At 46.5% G+C, this 23,538-nt stretch carries 22 protein-coding genes; 15 read left to right on the forward strand and 7 right to left on the reverse strand.

Annotated features, from left to right (window positions below; all coding sequences use genetic code 11):
• Positions 1–12: 12 nt before the first annotated feature.
• From fabI to B7X71_RS00890, 6 genes are read left to right on the forward strand one after another with little or no spacing between them, the layout of a single operon-like run.
• Positions 13–798, forward strand: a complete 786-nt coding sequence (fabI, locus tag B7X71_RS00865) for an enoyl-ACP reductase FabI (protein ID WP_293596818.1) — start codon at positions 13–15, stop codon at positions 796–798.
• Positions 795–2,120, forward strand: a complete 1,326-nt coding sequence (gene chrA, locus B7X71_RS00870; protein ID WP_293600113.1) for a chromate efflux transporter — start codon at positions 795–797, stop codon at positions 2,118–2,120. Before fabI ends, chrA begins: the two co-directional genes overlap by 4 nt.
• 40 nt (positions 2,121–2,160) lie before the next feature.
• Positions 2,161–3,036 carry a MaoC family dehydratase N-terminal domain-containing protein gene (locus tag B7X71_RS00875; RefSeq protein WP_293596820.1) on the forward strand — a complete coding sequence of 292 codons (876 nt, stop codon included), beginning with the start codon at positions 2,161–2,163 and terminating at the stop codon, positions 3,034–3,036.
• Between the two features lie 13 nt (positions 3,037–3,049).
• Positions 3,050–4,420 carry an MmgE/PrpD family protein gene (locus B7X71_RS00880; RefSeq protein WP_293596821.1) on the forward strand — a complete coding sequence of 457 codons (1,371 nt, stop codon included), beginning with the start codon at positions 3,050–3,052 and terminating at the stop codon, positions 4,418–4,420.
• Positions 4,421–4,471: 51 nt separating this feature from the next.
• On the forward strand, positions 4,472–5,317 hold the full coding sequence (locus B7X71_RS00885) for a CoA ester lyase (RefSeq protein WP_293596822.1): 846 nt from the start codon (positions 4,472–4,474) through the stop codon (positions 5,315–5,317).
• A 59-nt stretch (positions 5,318–5,376) separates the two neighbouring features.
• The gene (locus B7X71_RS00890; RefSeq protein WP_293596823.1) at positions 5,377–6,369 is read left to right on the forward strand and encodes a tripartite tricarboxylate transporter substrate-binding protein; all 993 of its coding nucleotides are present in this window, start codon (positions 5,377–5,379) and stop codon (positions 6,367–6,369) included.
• An 87-nt stretch (positions 6,370–6,456) separates the two neighbouring features.
• On the opposite strand, the gene B7X71_RS00895 is transcribed toward B7X71_RS00890, so the two are convergent.
• The 3 genes from B7X71_RS00895 to B7X71_RS00905 are packed head-to-tail and all read right to left on the reverse strand — an operon-like array spanning position 6,457 to position 10,039.
• A complete protein-coding gene (locus B7X71_RS00895; RefSeq protein WP_293596824.1) occupies positions 6,457–7,080 on the reverse strand; it encodes a hypothetical protein in 624 nt (207 codons plus the stop codon).
• Entirely contained in the window at positions 7,077–8,321 is a 1,245-nt protein-coding gene (locus B7X71_RS00900) for a sialidase family protein (protein WP_293596825.1), read from the reverse strand. Before B7X71_RS00900 ends, B7X71_RS00895 begins: the two co-directional genes overlap by 4 nt.
• Positions 8,318–10,039: a phospholipid carrier-dependent glycosyltransferase gene (locus tag B7X71_RS00905; RefSeq protein WP_293596826.1), complete on the reverse strand. Its 1,722-nt coding sequence runs from the start codon at positions 10,037–10,039 to the stop codon at positions 8,318–8,320. Before B7X71_RS00905 ends, B7X71_RS00900 begins: the two co-directional genes overlap by 4 nt.
• A gap of 184 nt (positions 10,040–10,223) precedes the next feature.
• Between B7X71_RS00905 and B7X71_RS00910 the strand changes: the two genes are divergently transcribed.
• Positions 10,224–10,553, forward strand: a complete 330-nt coding sequence (locus tag B7X71_RS00910; protein ID WP_293596827.1) for a c-type cytochrome — start codon at positions 10,224–10,226, stop codon at positions 10,551–10,553.
• 9 nt (positions 10,554–10,562) lie between these two features.
• Positions 10,563–11,840 (forward strand): NAD(P)/FAD-dependent oxidoreductase, encoded by a 1,278-nt coding sequence (locus B7X71_RS00915; protein ID WP_293596828.1) that lies wholly within the window; start codon positions 10,563–10,565, stop codon positions 11,838–11,840.
• A 48-nt stretch (positions 11,841–11,888) separates the two neighbouring features.
• Here the strand turns inward: B7X71_RS00915 and B7X71_RS00920 are convergent, their stop codons facing one another.
• Together B7X71_RS00920 and B7X71_RS00925 are read right to left on the reverse strand one after the other, a co-directional pair.
• On the reverse strand, positions 11,889–13,244 hold the full coding sequence (locus B7X71_RS00920) for a DUF3422 domain-containing protein (RefSeq protein ID WP_293596829.1): 1,356 nt from the start codon (positions 13,242–13,244) through the stop codon (positions 11,889–11,891).
• 30 nt (positions 13,245–13,274) lie between these two features.
• On the reverse strand, positions 13,275–14,681 hold the full coding sequence (locus tag B7X71_RS00925) for a TAXI family TRAP transporter solute-binding subunit (protein ID WP_293596830.1): 1,407 nt from the start codon (positions 14,679–14,681) through the stop codon (positions 13,275–13,277).
• 71 nt (positions 14,682–14,752) lie between these two features.
• Between B7X71_RS00925 and B7X71_RS00930 the strand changes: the two genes are divergently transcribed.
• From B7X71_RS00930 to B7X71_RS00955, 6 genes are all read left to right on the forward strand, one after another.
• Positions 14,753–15,454, forward strand: coding sequence for a pirin family protein (locus B7X71_RS00930; protein WP_293596851.1), 702 nt, complete (start codon positions 14,753–14,755; stop codon positions 15,452–15,454).
• Positions 15,455–15,499: 45 nt separating this feature from the next.
• Complete coding sequence (locus tag B7X71_RS00935; RefSeq protein WP_293596831.1) at positions 15,500–16,438, forward strand: 3-hydroxyacyl-CoA dehydrogenase NAD-binding domain-containing protein; 939 nt, start codon at positions 15,500–15,502, stop codon at positions 16,436–16,438.
• 30 nt (positions 16,439–16,468) lie between these two features.
• Positions 16,469–18,016, forward strand: a complete 1,548-nt coding sequence (locus B7X71_RS00940) for an altronate dehydratase family protein (protein ID WP_293596832.1) — start codon at positions 16,469–16,471, stop codon at positions 18,014–18,016.
• Between the two features lie 132 nt (positions 18,017–18,148).
• Positions 18,149–19,129: a DnaJ C-terminal domain-containing protein gene (locus B7X71_RS00945; RefSeq protein ID WP_293596833.1), complete on the forward strand. Its 981-nt coding sequence runs from the start codon at positions 18,149–18,151 to the stop codon at positions 19,127–19,129.
• Positions 19,130–19,134: 5 nt separating this feature from the next.
• Positions 19,135–19,452, forward strand: a complete 318-nt coding sequence (locus tag B7X71_RS00950; RefSeq protein WP_293596834.1) for a chaperone modulator CbpM — start codon at positions 19,135–19,137, stop codon at positions 19,450–19,452.
• A gap of 7 nt (positions 19,453–19,459) precedes the next feature.
• Positions 19,460–20,155: a carboxylesterase gene (locus tag B7X71_RS00955; RefSeq protein ID WP_293596835.1), complete on the forward strand. Its 696-nt coding sequence runs from the start codon at positions 19,460–19,462 to the stop codon at positions 20,153–20,155.
• Here B7X71_RS00955 and B7X71_RS00960 read toward each other — a convergent pair.
• Positions 20,152–22,071, reverse strand: a complete 1,920-nt coding sequence (locus B7X71_RS00960) for an ATP-binding cassette domain-containing protein (RefSeq protein WP_293596836.1) — start codon at positions 22,069–22,071, stop codon at positions 20,152–20,154. The two genes, B7X71_RS00955 and B7X71_RS00960, sit on opposite strands and share 4 nt — an antisense overlap.
• Before the next feature lie 101 nt (positions 22,072–22,172).
• On the opposite strand from B7X71_RS00960, the gene B7X71_RS00965 reads away from it, so the two are divergent.
• Entirely contained in the window at positions 22,173–22,769 is a 597-nt protein-coding gene (locus B7X71_RS00965) for an ATP-binding protein (protein WP_293596837.1), read from the forward strand.
• Between the two features lie 60 nt (positions 22,770–22,829).
• Here the strand turns inward: B7X71_RS00965 and B7X71_RS00970 are convergent, their stop codons facing one another.
• Positions 22,830–23,456 carry an OmpW family outer membrane protein gene (locus B7X71_RS00970; RefSeq protein ID WP_293596838.1) on the reverse strand — a complete coding sequence of 209 codons (627 nt, stop codon included), beginning with the start codon at positions 23,454–23,456 and terminating at the stop codon, positions 22,830–22,832.
• Positions 23,457–23,538: the final 82 nt, after the last annotated feature.

Here is a 23,538-nt window from a genome sequence, read left to right on the forward strand (position 1 = left end):
AAAGGACACGATATGGGCTTTCTCGCTGGCAAAAAAATTCTGATTACCGGCCTTCTTTCCAACCGCTCTATTGCCTATGGCATTGCCAAGGCATGTCACCGCGAAGGAGCTGAACTGGCCTTTACCTACGTTGGTGAGCGCTTTAAAGACCGTATTGTCGATTTTGCAAAAGAATTCAATACCGAGCTGATTTTTGACTGCGACGTTGGTAGCGACGAGCAGATTTCAGCTCTCTTCAAGGATTTAGCAAAAACTTGGCCTCAGTTTGATGGCTTTGTTCACGCAATCGGCTTTGCCCCCCGCGAAGCCATTGCCGGTGACTTTTTAGATGGCCTATCTCGTGAAGGCTTCAAAATCGCCCACGATATTTCCGCTTACAGCTTCCCAGCAATGGCAAAAGAAGCTTTGCCAATGTTGCGTGACAAGTCTTCCTTGTTGACGCTGACTTACCTCGGTAGTTTGCGTAACGTTCCTAACTACAACACCATGGGTCTTGCCAAAGCATCTCTGGAAGCCTCTGTACGCTACATTGCCGGCTCAGTTGGGCCCAAAGGTATTCGTGCTAACGGCATTTCTGCTGGTCCGATTAAAACTTTGGCTGCTGCAGGCATTAAAGGGTTTGGCAAGATCCTGGATGCAGTTGAACAAACCGCCCCAATGCGTCGCAATGTGACTATTGATGATGTGGGCAATACCGCTGCCTTCTTATTGTCTGATTTGGCAAACGGCATCACCGCTGAAATTATTTATGTTGATAATGGATTTAGCCAAGTTGTTGGCGGAATGGAAGAAGTTTGAGTGTTCCATTTCGCGAGGCCTTGAAGTTTTGGGCCAAGCTTGGCTTTATTAGTTTTGGTGGGCCTGCAGGTCAGATCGCAGTCCTTCACCAAGAACTTGTTGAGAAGCGTCGTTGGATTTCTGAGCGGCGCTTTTTACATGCACTGAACTATTGCATGTTGTTACCGGGACCCGAGGCTCAGCAGTTGGTAACTTATATCGGCTGGCTCATGCATCGAACTTGGGGTGGCGTCTTAGCCGGCACCCTCTTTGTTCTACCCTCTCTTTTTATTTTGATCGGCTTATCCTGGGTCTATCTCACCTTTGGCCAAGTGCCCTGGATTGCCGCCATCTTTTTTGGCATCAAACCCGCCGTTACCGCCATCATTCTTCATGCTGCAGTTCGCATTGGTAAGCGCACGATTCACAATCAAGCATTGCGCTGGGTTGCGCTTGGGTCTTTCTTAGCTATCTTTATTCTCAATCTTGCCTTTCCAATCATTGTTGTTTGTGCTGCCTTGATTGGTATCTGGGGTGGTAGGCGCTATCCAGAATATTTTCAACAAACTGCTGCTCACAATAAAGTCACTGGGACTCATGTCGCTGCAATCATTGATGATCACACGCCAACTCCAGAACATGCCAAGTTTTCCAAAAAGAGGTTCGCATTACATAGCTCGGTCGTTTCAGTACTCTGGCTCATTCCGTTTTTTGCTTTAGCTTTGTTTTTTGGCTGGAAAACACTTTACCCGCAAATCGCTTGGTTTTTCACTAAAGCAGCCTTTCTAACGTTTGGCGGTGCTTACGCAGTTCTGCCTTACGTATACCAAGGTGCTGTAGATCAATTCCATTGGCTCAGTGCTGGTCAAATGATGGATGGCTTAGCGCTTGGAGAAACAACCCCTGGACCACTCATCATGGTGGTGGCTTTTGTTGGCTACTTGGCTGGCCACATCCAACATTTAATCGGGTACAGCAATCCATTTTGGTTTGGCGTGCTTGGTGCCTGTGTTGCAACCTGGTTTACTTTTCTGCCTTCGTTTTTCCTGGTGCTGGTCGGCGGTCCACTGATTGAATCCACCCATGGCAAACTCGGCTTCACCGCACCTCTCACTGCAATCTCGGCTGCAGTGGTGGGCGTCATCGCAAACCTAGGCCTGTTCTTTGCTTACCACGTCTTTTTTCCGCATGGGCTTGGTGGCTCAATTTCTTGGATTTCGATTGTAATTACCCTACTTGCAGGCTTAGCACTTTTTAAATTTCAAAAAGGGGTAATCAGCGTTTTGACTGGTTCAGCTCTGGCTGGCTTGCTGAGTTATTTACTAACTACTTTATTAACCTAAGCTCACCGCTTTTGGAGCCGAAATTGGCATAATGTAAGTTATGCGAATCGAACCTCAAACTATCACCCATCTTCAAGAATGGCTCGGTAAAACCGAGATCCTTCAAGATATTGTTACAGCAGCGCCCGTCAAGGCTTTATCGGCAACGCTGGATCGACCCGATCCTGCCCCCAACGACGGAACCATTCTGCCAGAGCTATGGCATTGGCTTTACTTCTTGCCCTGCGCCCTTCAATCAGAAATCGGTCCTGACGGCCATCCTAAGCGTGGCGGCTTTTTGCCCCCCGTACCACTGCCGCGCCGCATGTGGGCAGGTAGTCGAGTTGAGTGGCTAGCTCCACTTGCTGTTGGAGATGAAATCGAACGTGTCTCTAGAATCGAATCTGTGACACACAAAGCAGGTCGTACTGGTGATCTCATTTTTGTATTGGTGAAACATGAAATTTCCAATCAGAATGGCCTTGCTCTCATTGAAGAGCACGACATTGTGTATCGCGATGCACCAGGACCCGATGACAAGCCAGTTGCACCCACACCCGCACCCACCGGTGCCACCTGGTCCAAAACAATTACTCCTGATGATGTCTTGTTATTTCGTTACTCAGCACTGACATTTAATGGCCATCGCATTCATTACGATCGCCAATACGTTACCGAGGTAGAGGGCTACCCTGGCTTAATTGTTCACGGCCCATTAATCGCAACTCTCTTAGTTGATCTTGTGCGTCAAAGCATTCCGGGCTGTAAGTTAAAGAACTTTGAATTCCGCGCCATTCGCCCAACCTTTGATATCAATATCTTTAAAGTCAGCGCCAAACCCGATCTCGAGAAAGATCCTTCCGGAAAAACAATCTCCATATGGGCCGAAGATCATGAAGGCTGGCTCACCATGCAAGCCACTGCAGTTTTAGTTTAGGGAATTTTTATCAATGACTACTTCGCATTTATCCAAAGCCTTAGCCACATTTGCTGCTGAATTAACAATTAGTGACATTCCCGAAGAAGTCATTGCGCGTACTGAGGATTTACTGGTTGATTGGTTTGGCTCTGCAATTGCTGGTAAAGGTTCGCGTCCAGTAGAGACCATCACTCAGTTTGCGCAAAGCATGGGCGGCTTTAATGCGGCCAATCCTGGCTCCGCTGAAATCCTGATTAGCCGCAAGAGCTCGAGCCCTTTCTTGGCTGTACTGGCAAATGCAGCAGCCTCCCACGTTGCTGAACAAGATGATGTTCACAATGGCTCCGTCTTTCATCCAGCTACCGTGGTATTTCCTGCGGCACTAGCAACAGCACAAACAATTGGCGCCTCAGGGGAAGATCTTCTAGTAGCTACTGTTGTGGGCTATGAAGTCGGCATTCGGGTTGGTGAATTTTTGGGTCGCTCGCATTACAAAACATTTCACACCACAGGTACTGCTGGCACCCTAGCAGCTGCCGCTGCTGTAGGTCATCTTCTCAAACTCAACCCAAACCAAATGCTGCATGCCTTTGGTTCTGCGGGCACACAATCCGCCGGCCTCTGGGAATTCCTACGCGATGCCGCCGACTCCAAGCAACTCCATACTGCGCATGCCTCCTCAACCGGCTTGATGTCAGCCTACTTGGCGCAATCGGGCTTCACTGGTGCTGAACATATTTTGGAAGGCAAACAAGGTTTGGCGGCTGGTATGTCCAGTGATGCAGACCCTAGCAAGTTAATTGATCGATTAGGTAGTCGCTGGACTATTGCTGAGACGAGCTTTAAGTATCACGCCTCATGTCGCCATACTCACCCTGCTGCAGATGCTTTATTACAAGTCATGCTGAAGCACCATCTCAAGCCTAATGATATCGCTAAAGTAGAAACCTTAGTTCATCAAGGTGCAATTGATGTATTGGGCCCAGTAACTGATCCAGCCACCGTGCACCAATCTAAGTTCTCGATGGGGACTGTATTAGCCTTAATTGCTCACTATCGATTTGCTGGTCTACAAGAGTTTGATCAACATTTTCATGATCAAGTGATTTGCGCATTCCGTGATCGCGTCACCATGATCTTAGATCCAGAAGTCGATAGCGCTTATCCCCAACGCTGGATCGGTAAAGTCAAATTGTATTTACAGAATGGTGATGTCTTAGAGGGTCGCGTTGATGAACCTAAGGGCGATCCTGGAAATACACTTAGTCGCGCTGAGATTACGGATAAAGCTATGCGACTAGCTGCATTTAGCGGTGGCGCAACGCCAAGCGAGATGAGTATCGCAATTGAACGCTTGTGGAATATTCGCAAAGAGGCCAAGATAGGTCTATTAATCTCATAACTGTCAGCCGCTTGTTTTCTTCTTTGCTTCATATTCAATAAAACCCTACACATGAACCCACTTGATACACCCATCGGCTTTAGTAGCACCTTCTTATTTGTTCCCGGAACACGCCCAGAGCGTTTTACCAAGGCGCTCGATAGTGGTGCTGATGGCGTGATCATCGATTTAGAGGATGCGGTAGCTGAGGAAGATAAGGAATCGGCCCGAGCAGCAATACGAGCTGCTTGGCCTACATTTACTGCAGAGCAAATAAAGCGACTGATCATTCGCTCGAATTCTCCTGGCAGTCATTTTTATGCGGCAGACCTGATCTTGGTCCAAGAGTTGGATGTGGCATGCATACTTATTCCAAAGAGTGAATCCCTCGACCAAATTAATGGTGCAGCACAAATCCTGCCAAATACAGCAATCATTCCAATGATTGAGACTGCCATTGGTCTTGATCGCCTCAATGAAATTGCAAACTCTGAACAAGTCCTACGTCTGGCTTTAGGCAATATTGATTTACAGGCTGACCTAGGGATGGTGTGTGACGCACAAGAAACTGAACTGCAAACAGCGCGCTTTCAGATTGTGCTGGCATCCCGCCTGGCTCAAATTGCCCCTCCAATTGATGGGGTTACCCCCTCTACCGACAATATTGAGCGCATCACAGATGATGCTGAACGCGCCAAAAGAATGGGGTTTGGTGGCAAGCTTTGTATTCATCCAAAGCAGGTTTCCCTGGTTAAGGATTCCTTTATGCCTACTGCTGCCGAGGTCTCTTGGGCGCATCGCGTCATTGAGGCCGACAAAGCATCTAAAGGTGGCGCGGTCAAGCTAGATGGTCGCATGATTGACCGTCCAGTCGTCTTATTAGCCCAAAGAACCCTAGCCATTGCTGGTAAACCCTGAAGCCGATAGTTATTAAAAGTGGCAAAATCATTCTGCTTCAAACATTAACGGAGACTTAAATGAAATTAAAGAAAACCCTTTTCGCTGGAATTGCTGCAGTTGTGAGCGCCAGCACTTTATTGGGCAGCAATATTGCATCAGCCCAAAAAGACTGGCCAACAAAATCCATTTCCTTGATTGTTCCTTTTGCAGCTGGTGGACCAACTGACTCTATCGCGCGCTTAATTGCAGTGCCAATGGGTCAAGCACTCGGTCAAACAGTTGTTGTGGAAAACGTACCTGGTGCCGGCGGCACAATTGCCACAACTAAGGTATCTCGCGCAGCTCCAGATGGCTACACGATCTATATTCACCACATGGGTATGGCTACAGCGCAAGCGTTGTACGACAAGCTCCCTTACGATCCAATGACCAGCTTTGATTACATCGGTCAAGTGGCGGACGTTCCAATGGTATTGCTCGGTAAAAAAGATTTGCCAGCAAACAACTTCAAAGAACTCGAAGCCTACATCAAGGCTAACGGCTCAAAAGTGACTATGGCTAACGCTGGTCCTGGCGCAGTGTCACAACTGTGTGGCCTGCTGTTCCAAAGTCGTTTAGGTGTTAAGTTGACCAATATTCCTTACAAAGGAACTGGCCCTGCTTTGACAGACCTCTTGGGCGGTCAGGTTGACCTCTTGTGCGACCAAACTACACAAACTATTCCTTACATCAAGGATGGTCGTGTAAAAGCATTTGGTACAACAACCATGAAGCGTTTGCCTGCAATTCCTAACGTTCCAACTTTGAACGAACAGGGCCTCAAAGGCTTTGAAGTTAAAGTTTGGCACGGTGTGTATGCTCCAAAAGGTCTTCCACAACCAGTCTTGGACAAACTCAATGCCGCCCTCAAGAAGGCGTTGAACTCCCCTGATGTTCAAAAACGTTTGAATGATTCCAATATTGATATTGTGTCAATGGATAAAGTATCTTCCAAAGGCCTCAAAGATCATCTTGAGAAAGAAATCAACGTCTGGGGTCCAGTCATCCGTAAAGCTAATATTCCAGATTAATTCTTGGAATAACAGTCAACAAAAAAGCCAGCGATCTGCTGGCTTTTTTGTTACCTAAAATTTACAGAGTAACCATCTAAGCAATCATCAGCCCGCCCTAAACAGATAGCCTGACTGCGCCTTTTCACGACGCTTGAGATAAATCGCATTTGAAATGGCGATCAGGGCCCAGATCGCCAAGAAGGGATCTAGTAGATAGTCCCAAAGGTTGGCAGATTCATGCCAATGAGCCGACCAGGCAATGATCGCAAAAGAAATAATCCAAACACCTTTGGTCCAACCAGCCAGACCGCAAACAATGGCAAAGAGAATAACGGTAATTAAGAATGCAATAGAGCCATAACCCCATGCATAAGGGTCGATCATTCCGACACCAAGAGCCAAAGGATAGAACGCAATCGCAATCAGCGCCAATGGCACTTTAAATCCAAACGGCGTCTTTTTAGCGGCAGGCAGTATGGAGCTCCACAGCAAGAGCATAGTCACAATACTAAGTTCACCAGTAACACCGCGCACGTAGGCGGATAAAGGTAATTCAAGCGACATCCCCAATGGCCAGAAGAGTAGATTCCCGAGCAAGAAGACTGCAACCAAGCGGATTGCAAATGGGATCTCTGTTTTGGATACTTTTTGCAAGAGAATAATGAGCACTACCGCACAAGTAAGCGACATCTCAAGTAAAGCGATGATTTGTAAGTATGAGACCATCATTGCACTTCCTTTTCCTTGAGATTGCTAGCATGCTTGAACCAGTTCACTGGGAAATAAACATGCTTAATCTTTTTTCTATCCCAGGTATAGACAAGATGAGCATCTTGGCCGTTGGCGGAAATTAAATACGGATAGGAGAACTCTCGATGCAGATCGTTGACCAAGGACTCATCATCTTCAACTACCTGTATCACCTTCCATTGGGTGGAGTTTGATTCACGCATCACCATTACCAGGCGATAGCGCCCTGCCTCAATATTATTGAGCACCATCAATCTAGTACCGTTGACTAGAGTGAGCGCTGCAACAGCAGAATTGGGGTTAGCAATCTCAAGATCTTTTGCGATTGACCAAGACTGCCCAGCATCCCTAGTTTCACTGACCGGAATTTGCTTGGGCTGAGAGCTTGATCGAGTTTGGCGAAAAAAAGCACTTGCCTCTTGCTGTCCATCAGTAAAGACAACAGGCTGAATCGCCCCTCTACCCGAACTCATACGTCGCTTATCAATGACCTGACTCGCCTCAATTCTAAGGAACTCACCAAAGCGGCCAATCCACTCGTGATATCCCGGCAGACCAAGACGTCCATCCGCAAATGTAAGCGCTGGAGACTTCACCAAGGTGCTCAGGTTAATCAATGGAGAACTAATGAGTCTCTGAGGCCGATCCCAAGTTAAACCCTCATCATCTGAAATCACTGAAGATATTGAGCTGCCTGCCCAACCACCAATAGATACAGTCACAAAAAATAACTGCATGCGACCATCAGCCATTCTTGCCGGCACGGGGTTACCTAGCTTGGCAATATAGCGGGACAGCCCCTTCTCTGCACTGACGCGATCCATTACAACAGTAGGGGCACTCCATCTGAATGTATGGGGATCAAAAACGGATGTATTAATAACTACGTCTGGCGCACCCTCTCGACTTCCCGCAAACCAGAAAGCTCTCACTCCACCATCCTTGAGTGAGATTAATGAGGCCGCATGTACTGATGGGGCTTCGGTATCAGGCAGCCAATCGATCCGCAGACTTGGTGGAGCGAGTTTTACGGGCGCAGTATTTTTGAGATTCTTTACCGGTTTACTGAGCTCAGTTGGCTCTAAAGCCTCATCCGATTGGCTTGCGCTATACACAGGGTGATCACCTGCAAATGGTGCCCACACAGGACGACTATCAATGTGTAAGTAGCCTAGTACTGAAGCTAGCAATAAAAAACAAAAAGCAATCACACGACTCATCGACAAGCATCCTTACCCACCAATGGCAACTCAATCGTTGTTGGCGTAGAAATTAAATATTCATTCACAAATAGGTGCTCTCCAATATGACCTCTGAGTATCGCCTGAATCTCAGCATCTGAATGACGGGCTCGCATTTCCATACGCTTACCCACTACCTTGCAAGATTCACATAGTGCGAGCTCCGCACCTATCGGCGACTGCACCGCTACTAATGGGTAAGCGCTAGTCAGCAAATTAATTTGGCCAGCATCCTTTGCCAAATATCCGTGCAATACCGCCCCCGGCAATAAGAGTCGATACTCCTCATCCTTGGCTCGGTAGTCACAAGGCACCCAAACATCTTTTCCTGCAACATCCTGAATAGTGCTTTGTGAATACCGACCCAAAGAACCCTCCAAAGGAGATAGGCTGCTAGTTAGCGCGCAGTAGCATAGAAAGCATCCAGCCAAAGCGATCGTCTTGCTACGCTCTCGATTGAATATGCCGAGCAGTATTAAGGCAATTGAGGTTCCCATAAATCCCCAGTGCCAAGGAGAATAATTCCAGATGCTGGTCTGACCCAAGAAGTTTGATAGCTGTAAGTTACCCCCAACCCAAGTGAGCGCAGAAAATAAGATCAGCTGCAAAACCAATGCAATCCGAAATCCCCATAAAGGCAAGCGATCCCAGTACACGGCAATCAATGCAGCAAATGCTGGCATCACCGGCAATAGATAGCGGCCAGAGCGCTGGCTTGGCAAACTAAATACAATGAAAAAAGCTAATATCAAAAGTAGTAGCAAGCCTTCTTCAAGAGATATAAAACGGCGCTCTCGCCAACATTGCATTAATGCAGAAATCAATACGAAGGTAAATAACCCAGCATTAGCAAGAGTCGTTAAAGCCAACATCCAAATGCTGTCGCCGCCACGGACTAAATCTAAAAGATAGTTGGAGCTGCGTGGCTCGAACTTACCCGCATTCTCACCAAGCACAAATTCTTTCCAGACGGCCTCCGGAAATGGGTCGAGCGCAAACCACAGAGCAAAGACAGCCAACGACAGAATGACAATCAAAATTACTTTATATAAGTCTTGCAGTAAGACCTTGGGGATGCTCCACTCACGCCAGCGCCAGTAAAACAAGCTCAAAGCAAATGCAGCTGGAACAATATAAGCAAAAGACTTTGACAGCAATGCCATGCCAAAAGAAGCGCCAGCTAACGCCGGGAACAAAAGCTTGGATTCAAAGGCAGCTTTACCCCAATAGAGCAAGGCAAAGAATGGCAAACTCAACCAAAACACCTCAGGGGGGTCAGTCAAAAAAGGTCGGCCATAGCGATAGGTCGCAAAAAAGGAAAGCCATACTAGCGCTGCTACCAAGCCCGTCTGTTTTTTGCCGCTGAAACGAGCCACGGCAAAAAACAAGAAAAATGCCGTTAAACCGGTATATAAAACACTAGGCCAACGTAGTGCTAAGAGTGTCCAGGTGCGCCCCCAGCTTGTACTAGCAATCCCCTCCCAAAATACTAAGGGTGGTTTGGTATTTTTGATGCCGTCCATCTCAGACTGTAGAGGTAACCAAGCCCCAGCATCGGCAGTCATCCTTACGATATGCATGTAGGGATACTCATCACCATTCTTGGGCGCAAAGCGACTATCTAAACCATATAGATAAGTGAATACGCCTAGAAGTAGGATAAAAAATGTATTTCGATAAGTAAAAGAGCCAAGCATATCGCTAGTTTATAGGTCCTGGGGTTAAATGCTAAAAACTATTAAGGTCATTACCCTCGTTTATGACTCTAAGCTTATTAAAAATCCATCTAAGTAAAACCACTAATCCCCACCCTATCTGATTAAGATAGGGTTTATTAGCATCATTCTTAGAACAGCTGTATGTATGACGGAGACTATTCCTATGCGAACGAAGTATTTAAAACCCATTTTGGTGGCCAGCACCCTGATTGGCTTGAGCCAGTGGAGCGGACTAAGTCTTGGGCAAACTGCCGACCAACTCTATAAACGCGGCCTGGCTGCAACCTGCGCCAATTGTCACGGCACTGATGGCAAAGGCGTAGTTGATGGTGGTATGCCACTCATCAATAACCTCACCAGCCAAGAGATGCTCACTAAACTCAAAGCTTATAAGGGTGGCACGCTAGTGGGCACGATCATGCCCCAACTAGCAAAAGGCTATACCGATGAACAACTCAATACTATTGCCAATCAACTTGGCAAGAAACAATAAGGAGGCGCCATGGATCGTCGACATTTTATAGGTCAGAGCGCTGCAGCCTTAGGCCTGCTTGCAGGTTTTTCAAGCCAAGCCAAAGCAGTTAATCTACAAAAAGCAGAAATCCTAGTGATTGGTGGCGGCTATGGTGGCGCAACTGCTGCGAAGTATTTGCGCTTGTTCTCCAACAACACTGCTCGAGTAACCCTGATTGAGCCCAATACCTCTTTTATTTCTTGCCCAATGTCTAATTTGGTTATTGGTGGATCAAGAAATTTAGCTGAAATTACCTCCCCTTACGACACATTGAGTAAGCGTCATGGCATCAAGATTATTCAAGATAGTGTGAGTAGCATTGATCCAGATAAGAAAATGGTGACTCTCGCTTCCGGAAAAACTTTACGCTACGACAAAGTAGTCGTATCTCCTGGTGTGTCACTCAATTTCAAAAGTATTGAAGGTCTTGCGCAAGCCAACAAAGATGGCGTAACTCTTCAAGCATGGAAAGCAGGGCCAGAAACAGTTGCCCTACATAAGCAAATCGCTGCCATGCGTGAGGGCGGTACTTTTGCAATTACTATTCCAGAGGCCCCATATCGCTGCCCTCCCGGCCCTTATGAGCGCGCTTGTCAAGTAGCAAATTACCTTAAGCAGCACAACCCTAAGGGTAAGGTATTAATTTTGGATGCTAACCAAGATGTGACCTCTAAGGGGGCATTATTCAAGAAGGTTTGGGCTGAGCAATACGCCGGAATCATTGAGTACCGACCAAAGAGTAATGTAGTTGGCGTGGACGCAAAAACCAAAACACTTAAACTCGAAGTTGAGGATGATGTTAAGGCTGATGTGCTGAATGTTTTGCCACAAATGTCATCTGGTGAAATCGCAATTAAGACTGGATTGGCAAACTCCAATGGTCGTTGGGTGAATGTGAACTTCCTCAACTTTGAATCAACTGCTCAAAAAGATATCCACGTATTGGGTGACTCCATTCAAATTGCGCCGGCTATGCCAAAATCAGGCCATATGGCAAATCAGCACGGCAAGGTGGCAGCAGCAGCGATCGTTGCGGAGTTGAGCGGCTGGGAAGTCAATCCAGCACCCGTCCTAACTAACACCTGCTATAGCTTTGTGAATGATCGAGAAGTAGTGCACGTTGCCAGCGTCCATCAGTACAACGCAGCAAAGAAAACCTTTGAGCCAGTCCATGGTGCCGGTGGTCTCTCTCCGGCCCCATCAACTCTCGAAGGTGTATATGCCTGGGGCTGGGCACACAATATCTGGGCTGATAGCTTAGGTTAAAAGTCAATACGCTCACTAAAAAAGAGGCCAAGGCCTCTTTTTTAGTGTCTACAGAGATTTACCCATCTCAGAAATTCGCTTACGTCTTCGCTTACTAATGAACAAGAAGATAACCGCCACCACTGGGGCGGCAATTGCAGCAACAATTTCGGGGTGAATAGCAAAGCCAGCTTCTTTTCCGCCTTTGGCGACATAGGCCAACAAGCTCACCGCATAGTAAGTTAACACTAAGACCGATAGACTCTCCACCGTTTCCTGTAAGCGCAGCTGCAAACGTGCTCGCTGATCCATACTAGCGAGTAATTTTTGTGTCTGCTCTTCATTCACAAATTCAATACGCGTTCTCAAAGTTTGCGTTGTTCTTGAAATGCGATCAGATAACTCCTTTAATCTACGTTGGGTCCAGATACAGGTACCCATGGCTGGCTGAAAACGTCGATCCATAAACTCCGAGAGAGACTGCACACCCAGAATCGGAGATTCAGCTAGCTCGTATAAGTTCTTACTGAGCAATTGGCTATAGGCCTCAGAAGCAGTAAAGCGCAGCCCATATCCCGAGATCCACTGCTCAGCCCTTGAGGCTAAATGAGAGAGCTCACCCAAAAACTGCCCATCCTTTTCAGTATGAACACCGGACTCAGTTTGTAACTGGGAGATATTTTTAGATAAGTCGGCTAATTCTGACTCTGCACTCCTCAAGGGCATTGATAGGCTCTTGGCTACTGGGAATGCAATCATCGCTGCCATGCGATAGGTTTCCGCTTCAGCAATTGCTCGTGCTACGCGGCCAGCCTGGCGTGAACCTAAAATATCATGCGGAATAAAGTAAGAGATGAAGCCGTCATCATCCAAACGCAGATCCGTCCACAGTTGAGCCTTCTTGCTCGGCAGGATATAACTCCCGAGCACTGTATTTCCACTAAAGATATCGGACACCTCCTGGGCCTCTGAAAATAGTGGACGATGTTCAAATGCGAGATCTAATGCAGAAATTCTTTCACCACCTGCCTCAATAATAGTTGGGCATCCTAGGCTTTGAAATAATTTATCCAAACTTTTCTCAAGAGCCAGTCGAGACCCCAACAGTGGTCCAGTAATTTTGACGGGATTATGTGTAATCGCTGCGATGGTTGCAAATTCGCCATGTAATTCCCACTTAATCAGCACCCTCTGTGGCTCAGGCGCCAAAGTGAGTATCTTGAAAGAGTGATCCTGGTCATGATCATTGGGAATCCCCAAGGCAGCGCTTAGCTTTTGAATCCACTCAATTTGAGTCTGGCGAGAATTAGCATCTAGCAAAAAGGATTGCGATAACACCCTCTCATTTGGCCAGAGCGCTATTGGGGGGCGCGCATGCACTTCTTCGTGCAACTGTTTTCGAGCGGGGTGATCGTAAGGTTTCATAAGAATTACAAATTAATGAGTACTAGCAAACTATACGCCACCAAAGTCTGACTGAGCTTGATAGGGGTGAACGCCACGATTTAAACAGCCTCGGACGTAATCAATACTTGTTCGTAAAGCGTAGTAATCACTTGCCATACTTTTCGATACCTTCAATTGCAGAGCTTGGTATTCAAGCAAGTCAAGCTTCTTAAGGTACTCATCCCTAGATTCAACTTGAAAATTTCCCGTCAATTCCTGCTCATAAGTCTTAAGGACTCCGTATAGCTGGTTAATCTTGCGATGCATCCGTTTATTACGATAACCAGGGAGACTAATTAGTATTGGATAAGCAATGGCGCAGAATGGTAAGAATACAAAAACTAAACGGTTGATGATTTCAGCTAGCCAGAATGGAAAAAAGTTCATCAACCACGGCGAACCATTCTTCTCATAATGTAGCGCCACTGGACTCTCTGGAAAATGAGTATTTCCAAAAAAAGGAAATTCACCTCGTCGCGCAAAAAAGTTAGCTTTACCACTTATTTCATGGGATGCCTCAAGAAATAAAAATTGAAGGGCTGGGTGCATACGATCATCAATTAATAAATTAGTAGTCGTTGCCAGTAATTGCACCTCACGATCTGGATAGTTGCGAGGTAAGCTGAAACCCCCTATAGGTACTTGCAAAATATGTAGGTAAGGTAGTAAATGAGAGTAAGCCTGCGCCCGCTCAAATCCAGACAAATGAATCGCTGGATCATTCAGTAAGGCCTGAACATTTTCTGAGAGATAGCCATCCACTAAAAAAGCCGCATTAATTTTACCTTTTTTAAGAGCGCTTACAGCTTCATGATTTTGCAAGTAGAGAAAGCGCGCTTCTTTTTTCAAACCCGATACGTCCAATATGCGCATTGCTTGAGCATGTGTACCGCTTCCAACAGCGCCAACCGATACAGTATCTTTTAAGAAATACTCGAATTGGCTGCTCACCTTTACAAAATTGCTTGCCCTGGCTTCAGGGCCTCGATAAAAAAACCAGATAGGCTCGTAATCTACTGCGCCCAATGAGGCGATGCCTGCGATGCCATTAGGACTCAAGGTACCAGCCTGAACGAAAGCAGCCTGCAAAGGATCCTTGCGGTCGGCTAAACGCTCCAGATTTTCTTGGGCGCCTTTTGTTTTTACCAGCTCAATCTTAATTCCCTTTTTCTCAAAGTATTCAACATATTTCCTCGCCAACAATTCATAGGACCCACCTTCTGTGCCAGTAGCCATAGTGACGTGTCTTGGTGGCGGTGGATCGGCATACAGCCAGATGCCCACCAGGCCGAAAAGGAGGAACGCTAGAATTGGCCAAGCCTCGGATAAAAACTGTGAAAAATCGCCCCATTTCTCCTGTGCAGTCTCATAGAGGCCTAGGTAGGTTTCTTGTACGTCTTGTTTGATACTTCCCATGGAAGGCCAATCAGCAAATATGTCAAAAGCTAATCATAATGGGCTTACCCCCTCCAGAAAAGACCCTCATCATGCTCACCATTAGAAAATCTCAAGACCGTGGCTACGCTGACCATGGCTGGCTGAAAAGCTTTCACTCCTTCTCTTTTGCGGGTTATTACAACCCCCAATTTATGGGTTGGGGCAATTTAAGGGTGATCAATGAGGATCGGGTCGCCGCAGGCATGGGTTTTGGCAAGCACAGCCACCGTAATATGGAAATCATTAGCTATGTTTTATCTGGCGAATTGGCTCATGAGGACAGTATGGGTAATGTCAAAGGTATTCCACCTGGCGACATTCAACGCATGAGCGCTGGCTCTGGCGTCACTCATAGCGAGTTCAATCACGCCAAGGATCAAAGCACCCATTTTCTGCAGATTTGGATTGAGCCCAATGTCACAGAGATCTCTCCAGGCTATGAGCAAAAATCCATTCCTCCCGAAGAAAAGCAAGGGAAGCTTTGTCTGGTTGCCTCGCCAGATGGTGGGGGCAATGCAGTCAAAATTCATGCCGATGCCAGAATGTACGCAGGATTTTTTAACAATGCACAACCCCAGCAATTCGACCTTGATCCAAAACGTAAAGCTTATATTCACCTCGTGAGAGGCTCCCTGGACATCAATGACATACACCTATCTGGAGGGGATGCTTTATTAATCGAAGCTGAGAATAAGCTCACTATTAGCAATGGCAAGGATGCTGAAGTTTTGGTCTTTGACCTTTATCATTAATATTAACTTGAAGACCTTCCAAACTTAACCGCATAAGATAAAAACATGAGTCAATATGTAGCCGTAATCGGCACCGGAACTATGGCCTCAGGAATTGCAGCGGGATTCATCTCTCACAGCATCCCAGTTGCAATATTGGGAAGAAGTAAAGGGAAATCTAGCGAGTGTCTTAAAAAGGCTATTCAATTAGCAATCAAGATTGGCTTGCATGGTGAGAATGCTGCGCTTGATGCGCCCACCATCGAAGCAGCTCAAGCGAGCAGCACCATGGAAGACTGGGCAGGATGGGATGATTGCTCCTGGGTAATTGAGACCATTGCTGAAAATTTGGAATTAAAGAAACAAATTTTTGCTTACCTTGATACCAAAGTGCCAGCTCACATACCGATCGGGAGTAACAGCTCAGGCTTTCCAATTACCAAAATCTCCACTGACCTGAAAACTGCAAACCGAATGATGGGGGCTCACTACTTTATGCCAGCAGAAGTAGTTCCTTTGGTAGAGATTGTGATGGGAGAAAAAACAGGATCGGCATTTGCAGAACAGGTATGTCAGCTTTATAAAGCTATTGATAAAAAACCAGTGCTGGTTAAAAAGGATATACCTGGATTTTTAGCAAATCGAATTCAGCATGCCTTGATGAGAGAGGCCCTCTCTCTTGTGCAAGAGGGAATTGCAAGTCCCGAAGATATTGATGACGCTGTGCGTTATAGCTTTGGCTTTCGCTATGCAGCAGTCGGGCCAATGACTCAGAAAGAGATCTCTGGCTGGGACGGCATGGCCAATGCAGCAAAGGAAATCTACCCATCTCTTTCTAATATCACTACCCTACCGCCAAAAGTGGTGCAACTGATGAATGAGGGAAAGACAGGCATGAAGGCTGGTGAGGGTTTCAGAAAATGGACGCCTGAGGAAATTCAACAGACCTCAAATTCATATTCAAAAAGGCTGAAAGCAGCCTTTGATGTGTTGAGCATGGACTAATCAATAAAAACTATTTACCGAAAGCATTACATGATTGAAATATCTGAAAAAAAATTGGCCGGGCCAATCATTCGCCTGCATCCCAATGACAATATTGTTGTTGCTCGTATAGACGTTGGTATCGGTGAAGTTGTAGCTAGCGAGAACTTCACAAGCCGCAGCCAGGTTCCTGCAGGCTACAAAATTGCCACAAAGAAAATTCTTAAGGGCGAACCTATCCTGAAATACAACGTGACAGTAGGATTTGCCAATACTGATATTGAACCCGGCATGATGGTTCACAGCCACAACACCGAGTTTCGTGAATTCGATCGCGACTACGCCTATGCCAGCGAGTACAAACCCACCACCCTACTTCCAGAATCTGAGCGAGCCACCTTCCAAGGTTACGTACGTGCCAATGGAAAAGTTGGCACACGTAATTTCATTGGCATTCTATCTACCGTCAATTGCTCTGCAACTGTAGTCAACAAAATTGCAGAATGGTTCACGCCAGAACGTTTAAAAGATTTTCCAAATATTGATGGCGTTGTCGCTTTTAGCCATGGTATTGGTTGTGGCATGGAGATGAGTGGTGAGCCGATGCAACTACTTCGCCGAACCATGGCGGGGTATGCACAACACCCTAACCTGGCCGCTGCTTTGATCATTGGATTGGGATGCGAACGCAATCAACTCAAAGGATTGATGGAGCAAGAATCTCTGCAAGAAAACTCTACTTTGCATACTTTTATCATGCAAGAGACCGGTGGTACACGCAAAACAATTGAAGCCGGAATTGAAGCTGTTAAAGCACTTTTGCCAGAGGCTAATAAAGCGAAACGTCAGACTGTTTCTGCAAGCCACTTGTGCGTTGGCCTGCAATGTGGCGGATCCGATGGATTCTCCTCTATTACCGCAAACCCAGCCTTAGGCGCTGCAATTGACATTTTGTCGTGCCATGGTGGCACAGGCATTCTCTCCGAAACGCCAGAGATTTATGGCGTTGAACATACGCTGACTCGTCGAGCTGCAAGCAAGGCAATTGGCGAGAAATTAATCCAACGCATTCGCTGGTGGAAAGATGAATACTCCGTGGGTCGCGATGTCCAAATCAATGGACAAGTTAGCCCTGGAAATCAAATTGGTGGTCTAGCCAACATCTTCGAAAAGTCACTTGGCTCTTCTATGAAAGGTGGCACAGGCCCCTTAATGGAAGTGTATCGATACGCAGAGCCTGTAACAGCTAAAGGCTTTGTGTTTATGGATACACCGGGGTTTGACCCAGTTTCGGCAACTGGTCAAATTGCTGGTGGCGCAAACCTGATTGCATTCACCACCGGACGTGGGTCTATGTTTGGATCAAAGCCAGCGCCTTGTATCAAACTTGCTACCAATACACCAATGTATGAACGACTCACCGAAGATATGGATATCAATTGCGGTGAGATCTTGGATGGTACGGTTTCAGTCCAAGAAATGGGGCAACGTATTTTTGAACTCTTTCTGAGAACAGCATCTGGTGAGGCCTCAAAAAGCGAGCTATTGGGTCTTGGGGATTATGAATTCGTGCCCTGGCAAATTGGAGTAATGAGCTAAGTCCAGCCTCAAGCTCAGGGTGATACGAAGCGGGCTTGATGCCCGCTTTTTCTTTACCTAAAAGAAGCTAAAAAAGTTTGCTGAGGATTGTAGAATGAAGCATATTGATTCAATCGGGACTTCACTAGGATTATGAAATTCAGGGACTACTACGAAACACTCGGTGTAGCGCGTAGCGCAACCGAAGCGGAGATCAAGGCAGCTTATCGCAAGCTGGCCCGCAAATATCATCCAGACGTAAACAAAGAAGCTGGCGCAGAAGAACAATTTAAAGCTGTTGGCGAAGCCTACTCCGTACTAAAAGATACCGAGAAGCGCGCTGCATACGATCGCATGGGCGCCAATTGGAAAAATGGTCAGGATTTCACGCCTCCACCGAACTGGAACGAGGGATTTGAATATTCTGATGGCAACTTTGGTGGCGGCAATAGTGGCTTTGGCGGTGGCTATGAAGGTGATCAGAGTGAATTCTTTGAATCTCTTTTTGGCAGAGGCCGCCATACGCAAGGTGGTCGAGGCGGTAACCCACGTCAAGGAATGAACTTTAAAGGCCAAGATCATCACGCCAAAATATTGATTGACCTTGCCGATGCCTATAACGGCGCCAAGCGCACTATTAGTCTGCATATGCCTATGCAGGATGGCAATGGTCATGTCAGCACCCAAGAACGCAAACTCGATGTCAGCATTCCTAAGGGTATCAGGGCCGGGCAAAACTTACGCTTAGCTGGACAAGGTGGTCCGGGTATGGGTACAGGTGGTGCGGGCGATCTATACCTCGAGATTGATTTCCATCCAAACCCCATTTATCGCGTGGATGGCAAAGATGTGTATCTTGATTTACCGTTATCGCCATGGGAAGCCGCACTCGGAACGACCGTTAATATACCTACTCCGGCAGGATCTACTTTGGAATTAAAGATTCCAGCAGGTACGGCAACCGGTCGCAAGATGCGACTAAAAGAAAAAGGTATCCCAAGTAAAGAGGCTGGTGATTTATACGTAGTGCCCAATATTGTCGTACCGAATGCTGAAACAGATGCGCAAAAAGAAGCCTATCAAACACTAGAGAAAGCTTTTGATTTCAACCCCAGAACCCACCTGAAGGGATGATGAATATGACACAAACACAAATCACCTGGATCGAAGGTAGCGTTGTTGAAGAAGAGGTACACATGAGTATTGTGGAAATTTCACAAGCAACACGTGCACCTGAGGATCTCATCATGTCTTGGGTATCGGAGGGCGTTCTTAGTCCTGCCGGCTCATCCCCTGAAGACTGGCGCTTTAGCGGAGAATCACTCAGGCGCGCAAAGACTGCTGCCCATCTTACCCATGATCTGGAGCTGAATACTCCTGGAGTTGCGTTAGCACTTGATCTTCTTGAAGAAATTAGCCACCTCCGGAACCAACTACTTCGCCAGAATCTAGGATGAAACATCAATGACTACATTGCCCTGTATTGAAATTGAAACCGCACCCAATCCAAGCGCTTCTGTCATTTGGCTTCACGGACTAGGTGCTGATGGCAATGACTTTGTACCCATCATTCCGCAACTCAATCTTTCTGAATGTCCTGCCATCCGCTTTGTTTTTCCAAGCGCGCCCTCTATGCCCGTAACGGTCAATGGCGGCTACGTCATGCCAGCTTGGTATGACATTACTGAAAGAGATATCAACGCCCGTGAAGATCTTGCTGGTATTCACAAATCGGCAATAGCAATCTCAGAGTTAATTGAGCGAGAGGCAAGTCGTGGTATTGCCTATGGAAGTATTGTTTTGGCTGGCTTCTCACAGGGTTGCGCCATGTCTCTTCAGGTGGGTCTACGCTTTCCACATCGATTGGCCGGCATCATGGCGCTGTCTGGCTACCTACCCCTAGCAAAGTCATTGCCACTTGAAAGAAGTGAGGCCAATAGTAAGACTCCGATTTTTATGGCGCATGGCATTTGGGATGCCGTGATTGTCCCAGAGCGTGCAGAAGCTTCGGCCGATACATTAGAGAAATTAGGCTACCAGGTCAACTGGAATGCCTACCCAATGGAGCACTCTCTTCATCCAGATGAGCTAGTGGATATCTCCAGATTTTTGACGATGGTGCTTAACAAGCCACAATCTAAGCAATTGAAATTGCCTTAAGATTCTGAGCGACTTAAGAGCAATTCCCATCGTTGTAATTTGATATCTAGATCGGCAGTGATTTCTGATAAGCGCGCTTGCATGCTTGCCGCTAATTCAGGCTCATTCTTATAAAGATCAGGGTTACTCATCGCAATACCAATATCTGCCTGCTCTGTCTCTAGAGTTTCAATTTGCAAAGGCAATACCTCTAGCTCTTGACGCTCTTTACCATTGAGCTTCTGTACACCGCTTTTAGCAACAACGGGTTTAGATTCAACTACAGCCTCAATCTTTGGCTCTTGTTTTGACTCAGTTTTAGCGCCACCATTGGCTGCACGAATCTTGTCAGAGCGAGCCTTCTGAATCTTCCAGTCCTCATAACCACCTTCATACTCGCGCCAGAATCCATCGCCCTCATTCGCAATAATGCTGGTCACGACGTTATCTAAGAAGTAGCGGTCATGACTGACCAAGAACACGGTGCCCTTATAGTCTTGGAGCAATTGCTCGAGTAAATCTAGAGTATCAATATCCAAGTCATTAGTTGGCTCATCTAGAACCAAAACGTTTGCAGGGCGGGCAAATAAGCGCGCCAATAATAGGCGGTTGCGCTCTCCACCAGACAATGTACTTACTGGGGAATTAGTGCGCTCTGGTGCAAATAAGAAATCACTCAGATAGCTCTTCACGTGCTTCTTATTGCCATTAATTTCAATCCACTCGCTACCTGGGCTGATGTAATCTTCAAGCGAAGCGTTGAGGTCAAGGCCTTCGCGCATCTGGTCAAAATAGGCTACCTCAATACGAGTACCCATCGTTGCCGTGCCAGAGTCTGGTGCAATCGTTCCAAGAATTAATTTCAGAAGAGTGGTCTTACCGGCACCATTAGGACCAAGAAGCCCAACTTTATCGCCACGCAAAATCGTTGCCGTGAAATCCTTCACAATGGGGCGATCGTAAGACTTGGAAACATTCTGAAGATCGGCAACAATCTTGCCGCTTCTATCGCCTGCTGAAACTGCGAGCTTCACTTGGCCAACGGCATCACGCCGTTGCGAGCGGCTTGTACGCAGAGCCTCTAAACGGGCTATACGGGCAACGCTGCGAGTGCGTCTAGCCTCAACCCCTTTACGGATCCAAACCTCTTCTTGTGCAAGTAATTTATCCGCACGCGCATTAGCCAAGGACTCAGAATTCATTTCCTGATCTTTTAAGACTTCATACGCCGAGAAATTTCCTGGGTAGGTACGCAAGATGCCGCGATCAAGCTCCACAATTTGTGTGCAGACGTTATCCAAGAAAGCCCGATCATGAGTAATCAGAATTACGGAGCCCTTGTATTCTTTTAGCAAATCTTCCAACCAAGAAATCGAATCCAAATCCAAATGGTTAGTAGGCTCATCCAATAGCAATACATCAGGCATCTCCACTAGAGCGCGAGCTAAGGCAACACGTTTCTTGGTTCCACCCGATAAGGTATTAATCTTGACCTCAGCTTCTAAATGGAGACGATCCAGTGTTTCATGAACACGTTGTTCCCAGTTCCAGCCACTAAGGGCCTCTAATTGGGATTGCACTTCATCTAGACGATGGTGAGCTGCATCATCCCACTCGCCGATGCTGAGAGCCTCATACTCTTCACGCAGAGCCTTGGCCTGCGCTACACCCTTGGATACCGCATCAAAAACGGTCTCTTCAGCCTCAAATATCGGCTCCTGAGGAACATAGGCAATTCGGAGGCCTTGCTGATATTGCAGCAAACCATCATCCATTTTTTCTATGCCAGCCAAGATCTTCAATAAAGAAGATTTACCAGTGCCATTTCGGCCAATTAAGCCAACACGCTCCCCCGATTCCAGTGAGAAAGCAGTATTTGCGAGGAGGTCAACGTGGCCAAAAGCCAGTTTTGCATCAGTGAGTACGATTAAAGCCATGACGACATTATCGTCACTTCACTCAAAGTGGTGATATTTCCAATAAACATGGGATTGAGAAGTAGAATTTACTCTAGTAATTCATCCAAATAAAGAGATAAATGACCTGTAAGCTTAGCCCTGCCGCTCCACGCCTTATCCTCTTTGCTGGTCATGCGGGCACTGGCAAAACTACTTTAGCTAAAAAAGCATTACCCCTGATTATTGAAAAGACTGGGGAAACCTTTTTCTTTTTAGATAAAGATACTGTATATGGCGCCTATAGCGCCCATGTCATGAAGCTCACCACCAACAACCCCAATGATCGCGATAGCCCTTTCTATCTACAGAATCTAAGGGATTGGGAATATGCCGGACTGATTGCGGTTGCCAAAGAAAACTTGCAGCTCGGAGTTAACGTCATCTTGGTGGGCCCATTTTCTAGTGAAATTCAAAGCGGTCGAATGTTTAACCCAGAAGAGCTGGGGGTTCCCAGTGTGTCCAGTATCAGAATCGCCTGGATTGAGTTAGACAAGAGCGAAGCCAAAAGTCGCATGGAGAAGCGCGCAGATCCGAGGGATGAATACAAACTCAAGCATTGGGATCAGTACACCAAACGGAGAATAGAGCCGCCAAAGCATGCTGCAATACAGCGCTTTGATAATCTTCATTTTGATGAGGCCAAGTTTGAAAAGTTGATTGATTACCTTATTCAATAAAGACTAGGCAAAAAAATAGAGCCCCAAGGGGCTCCATCTCGAGAACCAAGAACTAAATTCTTAGAACTTGTATGTGACACCAACAGCGGGCATCCATGGGTTCAGAGTTAATTTACCGCCATTAGCACCAGTTGCAGTAGTGGTAACGTTGGTAGACATGGTGGCGTATTTAAGGTCAACGTTTAAACCCCAATTTTTATCAAACATGTAATCCATGCCAACCTGACCAACCGCGCCAAAACTTGAGTTATCGACAGAATATGCGCCATTGCCCAAGTTGTTACGACTAGTGAAAATTGTATAGTTCACGCCAGCACCAACATAAGGCTTAAATGCGCCAAAGTCTGTGAAATGATATTGAAGGACTAATGATGGTGGAAGAGCCTTAATAGTGCCCAACTTATTACTACCAACATCAATCTGAATAGTTTGCGGATAAGTCAAAACTAATTCCGCAGCAATATTTTTAGTAAAAAAGTAAGAGATATCAAACTCAGGAATAACTTGATCTTTTGCTTTTACATTTGCACCCTGCACTACGCTACCTGATTGGCCGTTACTCCAAAGCAAATCAACGGCACGCACGCGAACCATCCATGGGTTCTCGCTTGAGGATTGAGCTTGAACGGCAATTGGAGCTAATGAAGCTACTGCTGCCATAGCGGCTACTAAAGATTTAATGCGCATGATGTACCCCTTTTCTGTTATCAATTTGATGAATCTATTTTCAAATTGAAGATGGGGCTTGCATTTGATGCAAATCAAATGC

This window comes from Polynucleobacter sp. 39-46-10 (assembly GCF_002282275.1).

Coding starts and splice junctions, on each gene's coding strand:
- fabI (WP_293596818.1), top strand. CDS start 13: ATGGGCTTTCTCGCTGGCAAAAAAATTCTGATTACCGGCCTTCTTTCC.
- B7X71_RS00875 (WP_293596820.1), top strand. CDS start 2,161: ATGCGAATCGAACCTCAAACTATCACCCATCTTCAAGAATGGCTCGGT.
- B7X71_RS00880 (WP_293596821.1), top strand. CDS start 3,050: ATGACTACTTCGCATTTATCCAAAGCCTTAGCCACATTTGCTGCTGAA.
- B7X71_RS00885 (WP_293596822.1), top strand. CDS start 4,472: ATGAACCCACTTGATACACCCATCGGCTTTAGTAGCACCTTCTTATTT.
- B7X71_RS00890 (WP_293596823.1), top strand. CDS start 5,377: ATGAAATTAAAGAAAACCCTTTTCGCTGGAATTGCTGCAGTTGTGAGC.
- B7X71_RS00895 (WP_293596824.1), bottom strand. CDS start 7,080: ATGATGGTCTCATACTTACAAATCATCGCTTTACTTGAGATGTCGCTT.
- B7X71_RS00900 (WP_293596825.1), bottom strand. CDS start 8,321: ATGAGTCGTGTGATTGCTTTTTGTTTTTTATTGCTAGCTTCAGTACTA.
- B7X71_RS00905 (WP_293596826.1), bottom strand. CDS start 10,039: ATGCTTGGCTCTTTTACTTATCGAAATACATTTTTTATCCTACTTCTA.
- B7X71_RS00910 (WP_293596827.1), top strand. CDS start 10,224: ATGCGAACGAAGTATTTAAAACCCATTTTGGTGGCCAGCACCCTGATT.
- B7X71_RS00915 (WP_293596828.1), top strand. CDS start 10,563: ATGGATCGTCGACATTTTATAGGTCAGAGCGCTGCAGCCTTAGGCCTG.
- B7X71_RS00920 (WP_293596829.1), bottom strand. CDS start 13,244: ATGAAACCTTACGATCACCCCGCTCGAAAACAGTTGCACGAAGAAGTG.
- B7X71_RS00925 (WP_293596830.1), bottom strand. CDS start 14,681: ATGGGAAGTATCAAACAAGACGTACAAGAAACCTACCTAGGCCTCTAT.
- B7X71_RS00930 (WP_293596851.1), top strand. CDS start 14,753: ATGCTCACCATTAGAAAATCTCAAGACCGTGGCTACGCTGACCATGGC.
- B7X71_RS00935 (WP_293596831.1), top strand. CDS start 15,500: ATGAGTCAATATGTAGCCGTAATCGGCACCGGAACTATGGCCTCAGGA.
- B7X71_RS00940 (WP_293596832.1), top strand. CDS start 16,469: ATGATTGAAATATCTGAAAAAAAATTGGCCGGGCCAATCATTCGCCTG.
- B7X71_RS00945 (WP_293596833.1), top strand. CDS start 18,149: ATGAAATTCAGGGACTACTACGAAACACTCGGTGTAGCGCGTAGCGCA.
- B7X71_RS00950 (WP_293596834.1), top strand. CDS start 19,135: ATGACACAAACACAAATCACCTGGATCGAAGGTAGCGTTGTTGAAGAA.
- B7X71_RS00955 (WP_293596835.1), top strand. CDS start 19,460: ATGACTACATTGCCCTGTATTGAAATTGAAACCGCACCCAATCCAAGC.
- B7X71_RS00960 (WP_293596836.1), bottom strand. CDS start 22,071: ATGGCTTTAATCGTACTCACTGATGCAAAACTGGCTTTTGGCCACGTT.
- B7X71_RS00965 (WP_293596837.1), top strand. CDS start 22,173: ATGACCTGTAAGCTTAGCCCTGCCGCTCCACGCCTTATCCTCTTTGCT.
- B7X71_RS00970 (WP_293596838.1), bottom strand. CDS start 23,456: ATGCGCATTAAATCTTTAGTAGCCGCTATGGCAGCAGTAGCTTCATTA.